This window comes from Pseudoxanthomonas sp. LARHCG66, assembly GCF_052871755.1.
The window spans coordinates 81,956-96,806 of the sequence record NZ_JBIXJW010000001.1 but is presented as its reverse complement, the minus strand read 5'-3'; the positions used below and the strand labels follow the sequence as shown (position 1 = coordinate 96,806).

Below are 14,851 nucleotides of genomic sequence, written 5' to 3'. Positions count from 1 at the left end.
GCGTTGACGCCTTTCGGCGCCGCGTGCTTCACTCGGCGCGGGAGAGGAGGGCAAGCATGGCCACGAAGAAGGCGCCGGCAAAGCCGCGTCGCGAGCCGATGTCGCGGGTGGATACCGCCTGGTTGCGGATGTGTCGTCCGACCAATCCGATGATGATCACCGGCGTGCTGATGTTCGACGAGCCGATGTCGCTCGACCGGCTCAAGCAGGTGGTGAAGAAGCGCTTCCTCGCTTATCCGCGCTTCCTGCAGAAGGCCGTGGACACGCCGGCCGGTGCCTCGTGGGTGACCGATCCCGACTTCGACCTCGACTGGCATGTGCGCCTGTCCGCACTGCCGGGACGGCGCGATCCGGCGTCCGAGAAGAAGGCGCTGGAGCGCTTCACCAGCCAGATGGCCTCCACCCCGCTGGACAAGACCAAGCCGCTCTGGCAGTTCCACCTGATCGAGCGCTATGGCACGGGTTCGGCGCTGGTCGCACGCATCCACCACAGCTATGCCGACGGGATAGCGCTGGTGCAGGTGCTGCTGTCGTTGACCGATACCAGCCGCAAGCCGGACGCCGGCAAGGACCTGCGCTCGGCATGGCTGAAGAAGGACGGCGTGGAGGTCGTGCGCCGGGTCGGCGCGATCGACCGCTACATGCAGTTGGGCGGCAAGGTGCTGGGCAAGGGCATGGAGATGTACCGCGATCCCTCGCTGGCCACGGTGCTGGCGAAGGAGGGTGGCGAGATCGGGCGCGAACTGTTGCATGCGCTGTCGCTGTCGGACGACCCGCCCACGCTGCTGCGCGGCAAGCTGGGCGTCAGCAAGCGGGTGGCCTGGGCCGAGCCGCTGGACCTGGAGGAAGTGAAAGCCGTCGGGCGCGCCTGCGACTGCACCGTCAACGATGTACTGATGGCGGCCGCAGCTGGCGCGCTGCGCAGCTACATGCTGGAGCGGGGCGAGCAGGTCGATGGCATCACCCTGCGCGCGACCGTGCCCGTGAACCTGCGACCGCTGGAGCACGCGCGCAAGCTGGGCAATCATTTCGGCCTGGTGTTCCTCGACCTGCCGGTCGGCGAAGACAACCCGGTCCGCCGGCTGGAGCGCGTGGCGGCATGCATGCGCGATCTCAAGAACTCACGCCAGGCCATCGTCGCGTTCGGGCTCCTGGCTGCGCTTGGCATGGCACCGTCGGCGGTCCAGGGCGTCGCGCTGGAGCTGTTCTCCCGCAAGGCCACGGCCGTGGCTACTAACGTGCCCGGTCCGCAGCAGCCGCTGTACATGGGCGGATCGCGACTGCGCGAGATGATGTTCTGGGTGCCGCAGACAGGTTCCATCGGCATCGGTGTCTCCATCCTCAGCTACAACGGCCGCGTGCACTTCGGATTGATCGCCGACGCCAAGCTGATCCCGGACCCGGACGCGGTGATCCGGCGTTTCGGCCCGGAGTTCGACAAGCTGCTGTACCTGTCGCTGATGGGCGACTGGGAGCGGACGCTGGACGCGCCGGCGGCGAGCGCATTGCTGTCCTGATCCCCGCCGCCACCTGAATGAACAGGGGAGAAATCGCGCGTTCTACACAGCGCGATGGTTAGGCTTGCGACCGTTCCGGGTATTCACCCGACGCCACAAGGAGGATCCATGAATACGATGCTGAAGACCGGCGCCCTGGCAGCGCTCACCGTCACCCTGCTGGGCGGTTGCGCCAGCTACACCGGCCAGACCAACGATCCCAACGACCCCAACCGCACCCGCACGGGTGCCCTGATCGGTGCCGGTATCGGTGCCGTGGCCGGCCTGCTGAGCGGCAGCGATGCCACCGAACGCCGCCAGCGCGCGCTGGTGGGTGCCGGTGTCGGCGGTTTGGCAGGTGGCTCCATCGGCGCCTACCAGGATCGCCAGGAAGCCGAACTGCGCCGACAGACGGCGGGCACGGGCATCGACGTCAGCCGTGACGGCGACGTCATCAAGCTCAACCTGCCCGATGGCGTGACCTTCGACTTCGGCAAGGCCGATCTGAAGTCGCAGTTCTATCCCGCGCTCAACAACGTGGCGTCCACGCTGCGCGAGTACAACCAGACCATCGTGGAAGTCAGCGGCCACACCGACAGCATCGGTTCCGACGCGGTCAACCAGCGCCTGTCCGAGCAGCGTGCGGCCGCGGTCGGCAACTACCTGATCGGCCAAGGCCTGCAGCGTGAGCGCTTCGAGATCGTCGGCATGGGCAAGCGGTATCCGGTCGCCAGCAACGATACCGATGCGGGTCGTGCAATGAATCGCCGCGTCGAAGTCCGCGTGCTGCCCGTGCGCTCGTAAGCCATCGTCGCAGCGTGTGGGAGACGGGCCGCGCAAGCGGCCCGTTTTCTTTGTCTGTTCCGCCGGGTGCTGTCAACCCGTTTCCAGCGCCGCCATCCGTTGCCACAATCGGCATCCCACCCGGTCCATCGGGTTTTCCAGTACGGACGCAATGCAAGACCGCAATCTCCACATCGCCCAGCACATCGCCGCCACCATTGCCGCCGAGATCGGTGCACAGACCGCGCAGGCCAAGGCCGCCATCGCGCTGCTGGACGAAGGCGCCACGGTGCCCTTCATCGCCCGCTACCGCAAGGAAGTCACCGGCGGACTGGACGACATCCAGTTGCGCAACCTCGAAATGCGCCTGACCTACCTGCGCGAACTCGAAGACCGCCGCGCCGCCGTGCTGGCCAGCATCGACGAGCAGGGCAAGCTGACCGACGCGCTGCGCGCCGACATCGAAGCCGCCGACAGCAAGGCCCGCCTGGAAGACCTGTACCTGCCTTACAAGCCCAAGCGCCGCACGCGCGCGCAGATCGCCCGCGAGGCCGGACTCGAACCGCTGGCCGACGGCCTGCTCGCCGATCCGACCCAAGTGCCCGAAACCGCCGCCGCGGCGTATGTCGATGCAGACAAAGGTGTCGCCGACGCCAAGGCCGCACTCGACGGCGCGCGCGCCATCCTGATGGAGCGCTGGGGCGAGAACGCCGCGCTGGTCGGCGAACTGCGCGCATGGATGACCGAGGTCGGCGTGATCCGCGCGAAGGTGGCACAGGGCAAGGAGAACGAAGGCGCCAAATACCGCGACTACTTCGACCACGCCGAATCGCTGGCGAAGATTCCCTCGCACCGCCTGCTGGCGCTGTTCCGCGCGCGCCGCGAAGAGATCCTGCTGCTCGACCTCGACCCGGGCATGGAGGCCGAGGCCGGCCACCAGCAGGCCGAGGGCCGTGTGGCGGTGCATGCCGGCGTGGCGGCGCAGGGGCGCGCCGCCGACAAGTGGCTGCTGGACGCGTGCCGCCTGACCTGGCGCGCCAAACTGCACATGCACCTGCTGCTGGATCTGTTCAACCAGGCGCGCGAAAAGGCCGAGGCCGAGGCGATCGCCGTGTTCGGCGACAACCTGAAGGACCTGCTGCTGGCCGCGCCCGCCGGGCCGAAGGCCGTGCTCGGCCTCGATCCGGGTCTGCGTACCGGCGTGAAGGTCGCCGTGGTGGATCGCACCGGCAAGCTGGTCGACCACGCGACCATCTACCCGCATGAACCCAAGCGCCAGTGGGACCCATCGCTGCACGTGCTGCGTGCGCTGTGCGCGAAGCACCAGGTGGAGCTGATCGCCATCGGCAACGGCACCGCCAGTCGCGAAACCGACAAGCTGGCCGGTGACCTGATCAAACAGGCGGCGGACCTGAAGCTGGAGAAGATCGTCGTCAGCGAAGCGGGCGCGTCGGTCTATTCCGCCTCGGAGTTCGCGTCGAAGGAATTCCCCGACCTGGATGTCAGCATCCGCGGCGCGGTCTCCATCGCGCGCCGACTGCAGGATCCGCTGGCCGAGCTGGTGAAGATCGAACCGAAGGCGATCGGCGTGGGCCAGTACCAGCACGACGTGGACCAGTTCCGCCTGGCCCGTGCGCTGGATGCGCGCGTGGAGGACTGCGTCAACGCCGTCGGCGTCGACGTCAACACCGCCTCGGCCGCGCTGCTGACGCGCGTGTCCGGCCTGTCGTCGACGGTGGCCGAGAACATCGTGCGCTTCCGCGACGAACACGGTGCCTTCCGCACGCGCAAGGCGCTGCTGGGCGTGCCGCGCCTCGGTGAGAAAACGTTCGAGCAGTGCGCGGGCTTCCTGCGCATCGCCGACGGCGACGAACCGCTGGATGCCTCGTCCGTGCATCCGGAAGCCTATCCGGTGGTGGAGCGCATCCTGTCCGGCAGCGGCAGGCAGGTGAAGCAGATCGTCGGCGACATCGTATTCCTGCGCGCGGTGAAGCCCGAGCAGTACACCGACGGGAAGTTCGGCGTGCCGACCATCCGCGACATCCTGAAGGAGCTTGAGAAGCCCGGCCGCGACCCGCGTCCCGAGTTCAAGGCCGCGCGCTTCGCCGACGGCGTCGAAGACATCAAGGACCTGCGCGAGGGCATGATCCTGGAAGGCGTGGTCAGCAACGTCGCCGCTTTTGGCGCGTTCGTCGATATCGGCGTGCACCAGGACGGCCTGATCCACATCTCCGCGCTGGCCGACCGCTACGTGAAAGACCCGCGCGAAGTGGTGAAGGCCGGCGACATCGTCAAGGTGAAGGTGCTGGAGGTCGACGTGGCCCGCAAGCGCATCGCGCTGACGCGCCGCCTCGACGATGCGCCAGCGCCGCAGGCACCGCGCGAGACGCGGGTGAACGATCCGCGTCCGTCGCGCGGACAGGAGCGTGGTCCTTCCCGCGACAACCGGCGTGGCCCGGCCCCGGCCAAGCCTGGCGCAGCGCCAGCCGACAATGCGCTGGCTGCGGCCTTCGCCCGCGCGAAGGGGCAGGGCTGATCGGAGTCAGCCCTCGCTCCCACCCGGGCATGCGTGATCAGCGGTCGCGCATCGTCGTCGCATAGGGCGCCAGGTAGCGGCTCAGCCCACCGGCGCGCAGGTGGGAGGCGGCCGCGTTCCAGTCGATCGGCGCGCCGGCCTTCAGCGCGTCCAGCACCGCCACCACCGATAGCTCGACTTCCGGCAACCCGCTCGCACCCGGTGCGTTGCGGCGCTGTTCGATCGCCTCGAACAGCACCGCATTGGCTTCGGCATAGGCCAGCGGCGCGGTGCGACCGTACGCATCGCGCCATGCGGGCGTCTCCAGCACCGCATTGACGTGCGACAGGATCAACCAGGTCGCGCGGCCGATCAGTTTCAGGTTGCCGGGCTGCACGCTGGTCATGGTATTGCCGACCACGCGGCCACGCTTGGCCATGACGCCGGTGGAATGGGCATTGAGCAGCATCTTCAGCGCGATGGTCTGGTCAAGCTCGAACGCATCGCGCTGCGGCACCGTCACCGCGATCACCGGCACGGGACGGGGCAGGGCGGCGGCATCGCGCACGACCTCGGAGGCCAGTGGACGTGCGGAGACCGACACCAGCACCAGGTCCGCGCCTGCTGAAGAGAAAGCGTGCAGCCACTGCCGGTTCGCCTCGTCATGCGCTTCATCGCCGAGCAGGATCAGCGCGCCGGAATCGCCCGCCTGCGGTCCGCTGCGGCGCATGTTGGCGTCGGAGTACGACAGGTCGTACAACGCCTGCTGTTCGTCGCCCGCGTTGGCCAGCCCGCGCAGCGCGGATTCGCGCAGATACGGGTCCTGGATGCCGGTTTCGAACGGTGGCAGGTACAGCGCCTTGTCCAGGCCATGGAAGGGGCGGTGCAGCAGTGCCTGCCACGCCTGTTGTGCATTGCCTGCGGGCGTCCATACCTGGATCCACGAACGCCGTTCCGGTGTGTCCACGGGGTCCAGCGGGCCGAGCCGGAAGGTCGGCGCGCGCTCGGTGACATCCACGAACACCGGCATCAACGCGCGCGTGGCGAGATAGGTGGCGCGATGTCCGGCGGCGTAACCGGCGGCTTCGCGGTCCGTCCACGCCGCGAGTTTCGGCGCGGCCGCCGCCACAGTCTGCTGGATGCCGGCGAAGCCGCGCAGGCGATCGGCGATACCCGACTCGCCGAAGCCCAGCGAGGCCAGTTCTTCCGCCGTCAGCACCTCGCTCAACAGCGTGCGCGTCGCATCCTCCAGCACCACGCCCAGCACGTACAGGCTGGTGGTGGTGGCCTGCATGCGGGTGGAACCGGTGATCGCCTGCGGCCCGGTGGGCAGCGGGATCTTGGCGATCCGCGGATCGTCCAGCACGCGACGGCTGCGCTCGAACGGACGCAGCACGTCGTCGGGATTGTTGTAGACGAACCACGTACGCCGCGCGTCCGCGCCGGCCTGGTCGGCGGCCGCCAGTGCGGTGCCGATCACGGCCGAGGTTTCGCCGCCTTCGGTGACAGCGAAGACCAGGTCATCGCGCTGGATGCCGTTGTCCTGCAACTGCAGGCGGCCGATCTCGGGGATGTCCTCGAAGCCTTCCAGCGAGGCGATCAGTGCACGGTCGCCACCGGTGATCTCGCCACGCACGCGCTCGCCCAGGCCGGGAAAGCGCGCCTCGATCTTGGCCATTGCCGGCGACGCCGCGGCGCGCTGCCAGAACGGGCGCCACAATCCGCTTTCGATCGTTTCAGCCAGGCGTCCGGTCGAGCCGGTGCCATAGAAGTACAGGCGATGCCCGTCGCGCAGCGCGCGGGTGATGTCGTGCGAGGCCGCTTCAAGTGCTGCCCGCCGTGCCGGATCGTCGGCCACGCCCTGCAGGGCCTTCGCGATGTCCTCGTCCACCGCCAGCAGCGCCGCCAGTCCGTCGGTGGTGTCGGCCGCGATGCGCGTGCTCAGGTCGAAGCTGCGCGGATGGCGCTGTTCGGTCAGCAGGCTGTGCAACTGGAACTGCTGCTTGTGCGCCACGAAGTCCTGCGACTGCGCCGAGGGCGTCACGCCCAGGCGGGACGGCGCAGGTTGCGCAGTGGCGGGGGCCAGGACACCGGCCATGGCAAGGAAGGACATGCTTCGCATGATGCATTTCGCCGTACGGGACATCGGATCCCTCATCAGACAACGGAAGACGGTGTCGAGACCGGCGATGTTCCCCTTGCGCGGCGCCCGACGCGGGCTGCTATCGTCATGACAACGATAGCAAACGAGAGCGACACTATGCCCCGGAACTCGCGACTGATGCATGCCGCGCCGCGCCACCCGCGCCGGCGCATCGCGATGCTGGCGCTCGGCGTGGTGTTGGCCTGCGGCGCGCGCGGGGCATCCTCCGCGATATCGCCGCCGGCTCCCGCAGCCTGCGATTGCGCCACCTCGGCACCGCTGCTGGGCATCGATGTCCTGCTCTCCTCGCGCCTGGACCTGCTGCGCGGCAAGCGCGTGGGTCTGGTGACGAATGCCACCGGCATGGACCATGCGTTGCGCAGCAGTGTGGACCGTTTCGCCGCACGCAGCGACTTCAGGCTCGTGGCGCTGTTCGGGCCGGAGCATGGCGTGCGGGGCGACGTGCAGGCCGGCGACAAGGTCGCCTCATCGCGCGATGCCGTGACCGGGTTGCCGGTGCACAGCCTGTATGGCGAGCACCGCGAACCGACGCCGGAGATGCTGGCCGGCGTCGACGTGCTGGTGTTCGACATCCAGGATGTGGGCACGCGGTTCTACACGTATCCGTACACGCTGGCGGGCGTGATGCGCGCGGCGAAGCGCGCCGGCATTCCGGTGATCGTGGCGGACCGGCCCGATCCGCTCGGTGGGGTGCGGGTCGAGGGCCCGGTGCTGGATCCGGCGCTGGCGTCGTTCGTGGGCATGTTCCCCATTCCGATCCGCCATGGCATGACCATCGGCGAGCTGGCGACGCTGTTCAATACCGGGTTCGGCATCGGCGCCGAGCTGCATGTGGTCGCGATGCAGGGTTGGCAGCGCGGCGATGAACCGCTGCGCGGTGCGTTGCCGTGGGTGCCTCCGTCGCCCAACATGCCCACGCCGGACACCGCGCTGGTGTATCCGGGCATGGGGTTGCTGGAAGGCACCAACGTGTCCGAGGGGCGCGGCACGACGAGGCCATTCGAAACCCTGGGCGCCCCCTGGGTGGATGCGCGCGCACTGGCGGAGCGGCTCAACGCACTCGGATTGCCCGGCGTGCGCTTCCGTCCCACTTGGTTCACGCCCACGTTCTCCAAGCATGCCGGCCAGGCCTGCGGCGGCGTGCAACTGCACGTGACCGACCGCGCGGCGTTCCTTCCCGTGCGTACCGGCATCGCGGTCCTGAAGGCCCTGCACGACCAGCATCCCAAGGAGTTCGCCTTCCTGCCCGGCCAGCCGCCGTTCTTCGACCGGCTGGCCGGCGTGGACGATCTGCGCGCCGCCATCGCGCGCGGCGACACCCTGGACGTTATCGAGGCGCGCTGGCAGCCGGGGCTGGCGGCGTTTGAGGCGCTGCGCCGGCAGCATCTGCTGTATCCGATGCCCTGAGCGCGCGGCCGTTTCACCGCGAGCCCCCGCGACGGAGCTCGGAGCGTGAGCGATGGGGCTCCGGGGCCCCAACGTTCGAGCGCCGAGGGCGATCTGTCTCACATTGAGAGCCAACGATGGGATTCGGAACGCCGTCGATGACACTCGGAATGCGATGAAGATGGCACTGCGATTGCGATCCGCGAAACTCCGAGCTTTGCGGATGGGGCTCGGAATGCGATCTGTCTCGCATTGAAAGCCATCGATGGCTTTCCGAGATCGATGGGATGGCATTCCGAAAGCGATCCTCGGAGCTCGCAGCCTCGCGGAGGAGGCCCGGAGCCCGATCTTTCTCACATCCAGCCCGAACGATCGCGCTCGCAGTGGCATCCTTCTCACATTGAGGGCCACCCAAAGGGCTCGGAATGACGAAGACAGCTGCGACCGGCAAAGGCGTGGGAGCTACGTGAGTCGCGAGGGGCGATCGGTCACGCTTCATCGCGACTGACGTCGCTCCCACACCCACATGCCAGACGACGCCCACGCGTGCTGCAGCCGCTACGTCGCCACTGCTTTCCGTTTGCGCGGGGTGCGTCGGGTCGTGCGCGGGGCTTCCGGTACCGCGGTCAGCGGGGCGACCGCCTGCTGGAGCTGTTCCAGTGACGACAGGGTGTCTGCGTAGGCGATGAAGTGCTGCAGATAGCCCGGCGACACCGCACGCATCAGGTGCAGGGCGCGATGCACCAGCATGCCGGAGTTCAACGGGCCGGCGTCTTCGGGCACGTTGTGCAAGGACGCGCGCAGCTGGCTGTCGATGCGGATCCGGGCCCAGGTATCGCGCGCTTCGGTCAGTTGCACAGGCGCGGCGGGGGATGCGTCAGCGGCTGGAACGTGCTCCGCGCGCGCCTGCAACGCGGCGACCAGCTCGCGCAGTCCGGAAGTCGGCACGGCCGCGCGCTCCGCTGCGGGTGCGGCGGACGGTCGTTGCGCCAGGGTCTTTTCGTACGCCCGGATCAACCCGGACAGTCGCGCTTCCAGCAGGCGACGGGCTTCTCCCTCGTGCGCGCTGATCCGTGCGGCGAGCGCCTGCAGGATGTCGAAGCGCGCCGGGTCCGCGCGGTCCGCGCCCTGGGCACGCCACGCCTGCAGCTGCGCCGTCAGCGGCAACGCGTCACCGTCCATCGTCACCGCTGCGTTTGGCGGGGCGGGGGATGGGGGCGATCTCGACACGGCGGTTGCGCGCGCGGCCTTCTTCGTCGGTGTTCGCGCTGACCGGTTGCTCGGCGCCGAACGCGGCAGCGAACACCGACGACGACGGCACGCCCTCGGCGATCAGCGTGCGCGTGACCGTGAGGGAACGCTGCGCCGAGAGTTCCCAGTTGTCCGCGAACTGGCGATTGCTGTTGCGCACCTGGCGATCGTCGGTGAAGCCACTCACCATCAGGATCTCGTCGCGCGTGCGCAGGTAGCCCGCGAGCGGAGTGGCGAGACCCTTGAGCAGGTCACGGCCCTCGGGCTGCAACTGGTCGGAGTTCAGCGCGAACAGCACGCTGCCGCGGATGCCGATGCGGCCATCCACCAGCGTCACGCGCCCTTCGGCCAGCGGCACCGCGAGGGCCTTCTCGAGCGCATCGCGCTGCTGCGTTTCCCGCTCGCGCCTGCGGACTTCCTCGTCCAGTCGCTGCGACAGTTGCGCCTGTACCGCGATCACGCCGACCAGCACCAGCACGAAGGCCCCCAGCAGCACCGACATCAGATCGCCGAAGCTGGCCCAGACGGGCGCGCCGAGGTCGGCGTCGTCTCCGGTCTCCACGCTCATGCGGCTTCGGCCCCGGACAGGCGTTGCAGGTCGACGGTGATCTGGCGCTGCGCGGACAGGCTCAGGTCGACCACTTCACGTGCCTGTGCCACGTAGTAGGCCAATTGCTCGTCACTGCGCACGAGCGAGCGCTCCAGCGCGCCTTCGAGGCTTTCCAGGCGCGCAAGCAGGGCATCGTTGGACTGGCCGAAGCGGGCGACCACGCTGCCCAGCGCATCGCCCAGGCCGGCGACCTCGGTGGCACCGGCAGCGACCTGCGCGGCGACGTGTTCGAGCTTGCCGGTCTCGGCCTGCACATGGTCGGTGAAGCGGGTGCCGACGCGGTCCAGCAGGTCGGCGGACGTGGCGACCAGCGCATCGATGGCGCCCCGCTGTTCGGTGGAGGCGTGGTTCACCGCGTCGAGCAGGGTCTGCAGTGTCTCCATCAGCTGGTTGCGCTCTTCCAGCATGGCGGTATCGCGGACCATGCTGTCGGACAGCTTCTGGCGGAGTTCCGCGATCACCTCGGCGGCGGCGCGCGGCGCTTCGGACGCCACCTGCACCAGGTGCGAAATCTCGGTGATGGTCTGCGCGGCGTGCGCCTGCGCCTGGGTGGTGATGTCCTGGGCACTGCGCGCGAGCGCGTCGCAGATCTCCTGTTGCAGGCGGGCGGACTGCGCGCCTGCACGTTCCCATTCCTCGCGCAGGGTGGCGCTCATCGCGGCCAAGCGCTCGGCCCACGCCGACAGCCGCTGTTCGTCCTGTGCCGCCAGCGTCTGCTGCAGACCGGCGTGCGAGTGCTCCATCGCCTGCAGCAACGCGGTGGCCTGGCGTTCGATGCCGCCTGCAGCCACCGCCAGCGCCTGTTCGTTGCGCGCGGCGATCGCGGCGCTGGTTGCGTCCTGTCGCGCAAGCGCCTGGTTCCAGCTGTCCGACAGTTCGGTGGCGTTGTGCTCCAGCCGCGTGGACACGCCATCGACAAGGGCCGCGCTCTGTTGCTCGAAGCGGCTGGCCAGCTGTTCGGAGAAGGCGTGCATCTGGCCGGTGAGGCTGTCATTGGTCTGGCGCTGCTGCTCGATCGCCGTGGCCCAGCTGGCGGCCGCGGCAGTCGAGGCGGCGCTGAAACCGGCGGTCAGGCCGTCGAGCTGGCGCTGCACCGCTTGCGTGACGGCGTCCTGCATCGCCGCGCTCTCGCGTGCAAGCCCTGAAAGCGTCGCTTCGGTCGCCGGCTGCAACGCGGCGACGACGGCACGGGCGCTGGCGTCGACACCCGACTTCAGGGCTTGCTCGAGCGAAGCGGCGAGCTGTACCTGCGCCGCCTCGGTGCGTTCGTGGAATGCCTGCTGGTTGACGACGAGGCGTTCGCCTGCGGCGTTGTTCTGGTGTTCGATCGACGCGACCATCGCCTGCAACCGGTCCACGAGGTCGGGCATCAGCGCGGCCTGCTGCTGCAGCAGGCGGAAGGATTCCTCGCGCTGGAACGATTGGGAGTGCACGCGCAGCGAGGTCGCGATTTCGCCGTCGAGCTGTTGCACGGCCTGCAGCCGTTCACGACGGCAGAGCGCCGCCAGCAGGCCGAGCACCGCCGAGGTGGCCACGCCCGCGATCGAGGTGCCGAAGGCGAAGGCGAGCCCCTTGACCGGCGCGGCCAGCGAACCGCGGATGGCGTCGAGATCCGTGGCGCTTTCCAGCGCCAGGCCGGTGCCGCGCAGCGTGGCCATCATGCCGAGGAGCGTGCCCAGCATGCCCAGCAGCACCAGCAGGCCGACCAGGTAAGGCGTCAGCGCCGGCGCGGGCAGGGCGACGCGCTCGCCTTCGATGCGTTGCCGCACCGACGGCCGCAGGCCCGGAGGCAGCAGCGCCAGCCATGCGTGCAGGCCACTGCCGGCGGCGGAGGTATCCGCGACGGCCTGCACCAGCATGGCGGTGGATTGCCGGTAGCGGTGCAGTTCGATCGCGCCGGCCACGTAGCAGCCGCCGATGACCAGCGTGACCACGACGCCCAGCGCATGCGTGCCGACATAACCGACCCCGATCCAGGTGACGATGGCGAGGCCCAGCAGGAACAGGGCAGCGAGGAGAGGGGTTCTGATCATGGTGTTCCGGAGGCGTGCGAAGTGCGAAGGGCGGCGAGCAGCGCTTCGATGGGGTGGAAGCGGACATCCAGCTCGGCGAGCAGGACGTCCTGCAGGTCACGGCGGAAAGAAGGGAGCCAGGCGTCGTCGGGCGCCTCGGCGTTGGCCCGCTTCAGCCGTTCGAAGTGCTGGCCGAGCAGGGTAGGGGTCGTGGCCAGCAGGGCGTGTTCGCGCGGGCTCAGCGTCATTTCCATGACGGCATCGACTTCGGCCAGCCTCGCCTGGTCGGATGAGCCCGTGGCCAGTGCATCGCGCAACCGCCCGCGCAACTGGCCGGTGGACGCCAGCATGGATCGCTGGAGGTCCACGCAGTGGCGACGGAACGGCGCGAAATCCTCGCCGGTCGGGTGTGCGGGCTTGTCGGTGCGCGTGATGGCGGTCTGCAAGGTGGTGCGTACGCGGGCGCAGGCGGCGGCTTCGCCCTCGGCCTGGATCGGGAAGGAGCCGGGCGATGGCGCCGCGTCGAGTGCGCGCGACAGCGCGATGGCGCGGTTCCAGTCGATCCACTGGCCCAGCTGCTCGGAAAGGGCGGGACCTGCGGAAGGCGCGCCGATATCGCCCAATCGGGCCAGGAGTCGGACGAAGGCCGGGGCCGACACCGGCGCCCGTTGTTGCACTGCTGCCACGCTGACGCTCAAAAAAGACGGCGATTTTACAGGAAGCACCAAGTCGACTGACCGGCAAATGGTCCGTTCATCGGTAATCTGAGCTGACGGATGCGGGCAGGCAAAGAAAAAGCCGGAACCGCGAGGTTCCGGCTTTTCTTCAAATGGTGGAGGTGGGCGGAATTGAACCGCCGTCCGAAGGCACTCCATCCCCGGTACTACATGCTTATCCCGCCGTTGAGTCTCGTCCTGCAGCAGCACGGTGGGCAAAGCGCACCGCAGAACCAGCCTGTTTTAGGTTGACCGGGTGCTGACAGGCAGCCACTCCCGGCGATTCCGTGATGATGACCTTACGCTGCGAGCACGGACACAAGCAGTTTCAGGGCTTACGCCTTAAGCGGCGAGAGCGTAGTTGTCGTCGTTGGCAACTAGAGTTTTGCCGCTGGATTTACGAGGAAAGCTGCCCCCTCGGCATGCACCAGGCAACTTCGCAACCCCCGTCGAAGCCAGTGCACCCCCGGGAGTCAGAAACGTCCTGACACGAGCAAGTGTAGGGGCGGGCACCTCGCTTCACAAGGCACGGCGGAGCCGACGTTCAGCCTCTGGGGTCAAGCCATCGTGGTTTCGAGCCAAGCCCCCTTGGTAAGGGGGCGAATTCGCGCGTCAGCGCGAATGGGGGATCGGCAGCGCACGTCGGGGCCCAAGATTTGCTAAGCAAATCTTGGGGGCTTCATCGCGAAGCGATGGAGCTACGCGTCCTTGTTGTGCCGGCGCATGACGCGCGACTTCTCGCGCGCCCAGTCGCGGTCCTTCTCGGTGGCGCGCTTGTCGTGGGTCTGCTTGCCCTTGGCCAGCGCCAGTTCGGCCTTCACCTTGTTGCCTTTCCAGTACAGCGAGGTGGGCACCAGCGTGTAGCCATCGCGCTCGACCTTGCCGATCAGGCTGTCGATCTCGTTCCGGTGCAGCAGCAGCTTGCGCGTACGGCGGTCATCGGCGACGACATGGCTCGAGGCCTGGATCAACGGGGTGATCTGCGCGCCGAACAGGAAGATCTCGCCATTGCGGATGGTGGCGTAGGCCTCGGTAATGTTGGCGCGGCCGGCGCGGATGGCCTTCAGCTCCCACCCCTGCAGGGCGAGGCCCGCCTCGTGGCGCTGCTCAAGGTGGTATTCGTGGCGCGCGCGCTTGTTCAGCGCGATCGTGCCCGTTGCTTTATTCTTGTCCGGTTTCTTTGCCATCCGTCCTATTGTCGCCGAAGGCGGAACCCTACGCGAGCCACATGCACACGATTCGCCGCAGCGCCCTGGTCGAACACTCGGCCACCCGGATGTTCGACCTGGTCAATGACGTGGCGGCCTATCCCCGCCGGTTCGACTGGTGCAGCGCCGCCCGGATCATCGAGCAGGACGAAAGCCGCCTGGTGGCCCGGCTGGACCTGGGGCTGGGCTCACTGAGCACATGGTTCACCACCGAGAACACGCTGGACCGTCCGCACCGCATCGACATGAACCTGGTCGATGGGCCATTCCGCAAGCTGCATGGGCGCTGGGATTTCCATGCGCTGGATGAGTCGGCCTGCAAGGTCACGCTGACGCTGGAATTCGAGCCTTCCAGCCGCCTGCTGGCGCCGGCGATGGCGATCGGCTTCCAGACGCTGGCGGATCGCATGGTGGACGACTTCGTGCGCGCCGCCGACCGCGGGGAATGAGATGCGCGTGGAGGTGATTCGCGCCTGGCCGCACCGGTTCGAGACGGTGCAACTGGATTTGCCGCCCGGCGCTACGGTGGCCGATGCGCTGGTTGCGAGCGGTTTCGACGACGTGCAATCGGCGGCGATCGCGATTCACGGCGTGAACGCGACGGCAGGAACGGTGTTGAACGAGGACGACCGCGTGGAAGTGCTGCGGCCGCTGTTGATCGATCCGAAGGACGCGCGCCGTCGACGGGCGCGCAGATAGCAGGTCAGCCC

At 68.3% G+C, this 14,851-nt stretch carries 11 protein-coding genes, 1 other RNA gene and 1 pseudogene; 6 read left to right on the top strand and 7 right to left on the bottom strand.

Going from position 1 to position 14,851, the window contains the following annotated elements:
• Positions 1-56: 56 nt before the first annotated feature.
• The 3 genes and pseudogenes from ACIPRS_RS00405 to ACIPRS_RS00395 all read left to right on the top strand — a co-directional run.
• On the top strand, positions 57-1,517 hold the full coding sequence (locus tag ACIPRS_RS00405; protein WP_192201109.1) for a WS/DGAT/MGAT family O-acyltransferase: 1,461 nt from the start codon (positions 57-59) through the stop codon (positions 1,515-1,517).
• Positions 1,518-1,625: 108 nt separating this feature from the next.
• Positions 1,626-2,300, top strand: a complete 675-nt coding sequence (locus ACIPRS_RS00400; protein ID WP_192201110.1) for an OmpA family protein — start codon at positions 1,626-1,628, stop codon at positions 2,298-2,300.
• Positions 2,301-2,451: 151 nt separating this feature from the next.
• A pseudogene (locus ACIPRS_RS00395) lies at positions 2,452-4,644 on the top strand (Tex family protein); the annotation flags it as partial.
• 208 nt (positions 4,645-4,852) lie between these two features.
• Here the strand turns inward: ACIPRS_RS00395 and ACIPRS_RS00390 are convergent.
• Positions 4,853-6,907, bottom strand: coding sequence for a hypothetical protein (locus ACIPRS_RS00390; RefSeq protein WP_446537141.1), 2,055 nt, complete (start codon positions 6,905-6,907; stop codon positions 4,853-4,855).
• 147 nt (positions 6,908-7,054) lie between these two features.
• Here ACIPRS_RS00390 and ACIPRS_RS00385 point away from each other — a divergent pair, with 147 nt between their 5' ends.
• Positions 7,055-8,365 carry an exo-beta-N-acetylmuramidase NamZ family protein gene (locus ACIPRS_RS00385; protein ID WP_446537140.1) on the top strand — a complete coding sequence of 437 codons (1,311 nt, stop codon included), beginning with the start codon at positions 7,055-7,057 and terminating at the stop codon, positions 8,363-8,365.
• Between the two features lie 537 nt (positions 8,366-8,902).
• Here the strand turns inward: ACIPRS_RS00385 and ACIPRS_RS00380 are convergent.
• The 6 genes from ACIPRS_RS00380 to smpB all read right to left on the bottom strand — a co-directional run bounded on the left by ACIPRS_RS00380 (position 8,903) and on the right by smpB (position 14,120).
• Complete coding sequence (locus tag ACIPRS_RS00380; RefSeq protein ID WP_446537139.1) at positions 8,903-9,526, bottom strand: DUF2894 domain-containing protein; 624 nt, start codon at positions 9,524-9,526, stop codon at positions 8,903-8,905.
• Positions 9,516-10,163 (bottom strand): OmpA family protein, encoded by a 648-nt coding sequence (locus ACIPRS_RS00375; protein ID WP_337729834.1) that lies wholly within the window; start codon positions 10,161-10,163, stop codon positions 9,516-9,518. Before ACIPRS_RS00375 ends, ACIPRS_RS00380 begins: the two co-directional genes overlap by 11 nt.
• Positions 10,160-12,238, bottom strand: a complete 2,079-nt coding sequence (locus ACIPRS_RS00370; RefSeq protein ID WP_446537138.1) for a DUF802 domain-containing protein — start codon at positions 12,236-12,238, stop codon at positions 10,160-10,162. Before ACIPRS_RS00370 ends, ACIPRS_RS00375 begins: the two co-directional genes overlap by 4 nt.
• The gene (locus ACIPRS_RS00365; RefSeq protein WP_446537137.1) at positions 12,235-12,903 is read right to left on the bottom strand and encodes a DUF3348 domain-containing protein; all 669 of its coding nucleotides are present in this window, start codon (positions 12,901-12,903) and stop codon (positions 12,235-12,237) included. The genes ACIPRS_RS00370 and ACIPRS_RS00365 overlap by 4 nt, the downstream gene beginning before the upstream one ends.
• 144 nt (positions 12,904-13,047) lie before the next feature.
• Positions 13,048-13,401, bottom strand: a transfer-messenger RNA (tmRNA) gene (ssrA, locus tag ACIPRS_RS00360).
• A 230-nt stretch (positions 13,402-13,631) separates the two neighbouring features.
• Entirely contained in the window at positions 13,632-14,120 is a 489-nt protein-coding gene (smpB, locus tag ACIPRS_RS00355; RefSeq protein ID WP_142125393.1) for an SsrA-binding protein SmpB, read from the bottom strand.
• Between the two features lie 41 nt (positions 14,121-14,161).
• Between smpB and ACIPRS_RS00350 the strand changes: the two genes are divergently transcribed.
• Both ACIPRS_RS00350 and ACIPRS_RS00345 read left to right on the top strand, forming a co-directional pair.
• Positions 14,162-14,590: a type II toxin-antitoxin system RatA family toxin gene (locus ACIPRS_RS00350; RefSeq protein WP_337729831.1), complete on the top strand. Its 429-nt coding sequence runs from the start codon at positions 14,162-14,164 to the stop codon at positions 14,588-14,590.
• A 1-nt stretch (position 14,591) separates the two neighbouring features.
• On the top strand, positions 14,592-14,840 hold the full coding sequence (locus ACIPRS_RS00345; protein ID WP_446537136.1) for an RnfH family protein: 249 nt from the start codon (positions 14,592-14,594) through the stop codon (positions 14,838-14,840).
• Positions 14,841-14,851: the final 11 nt, after the last annotated feature.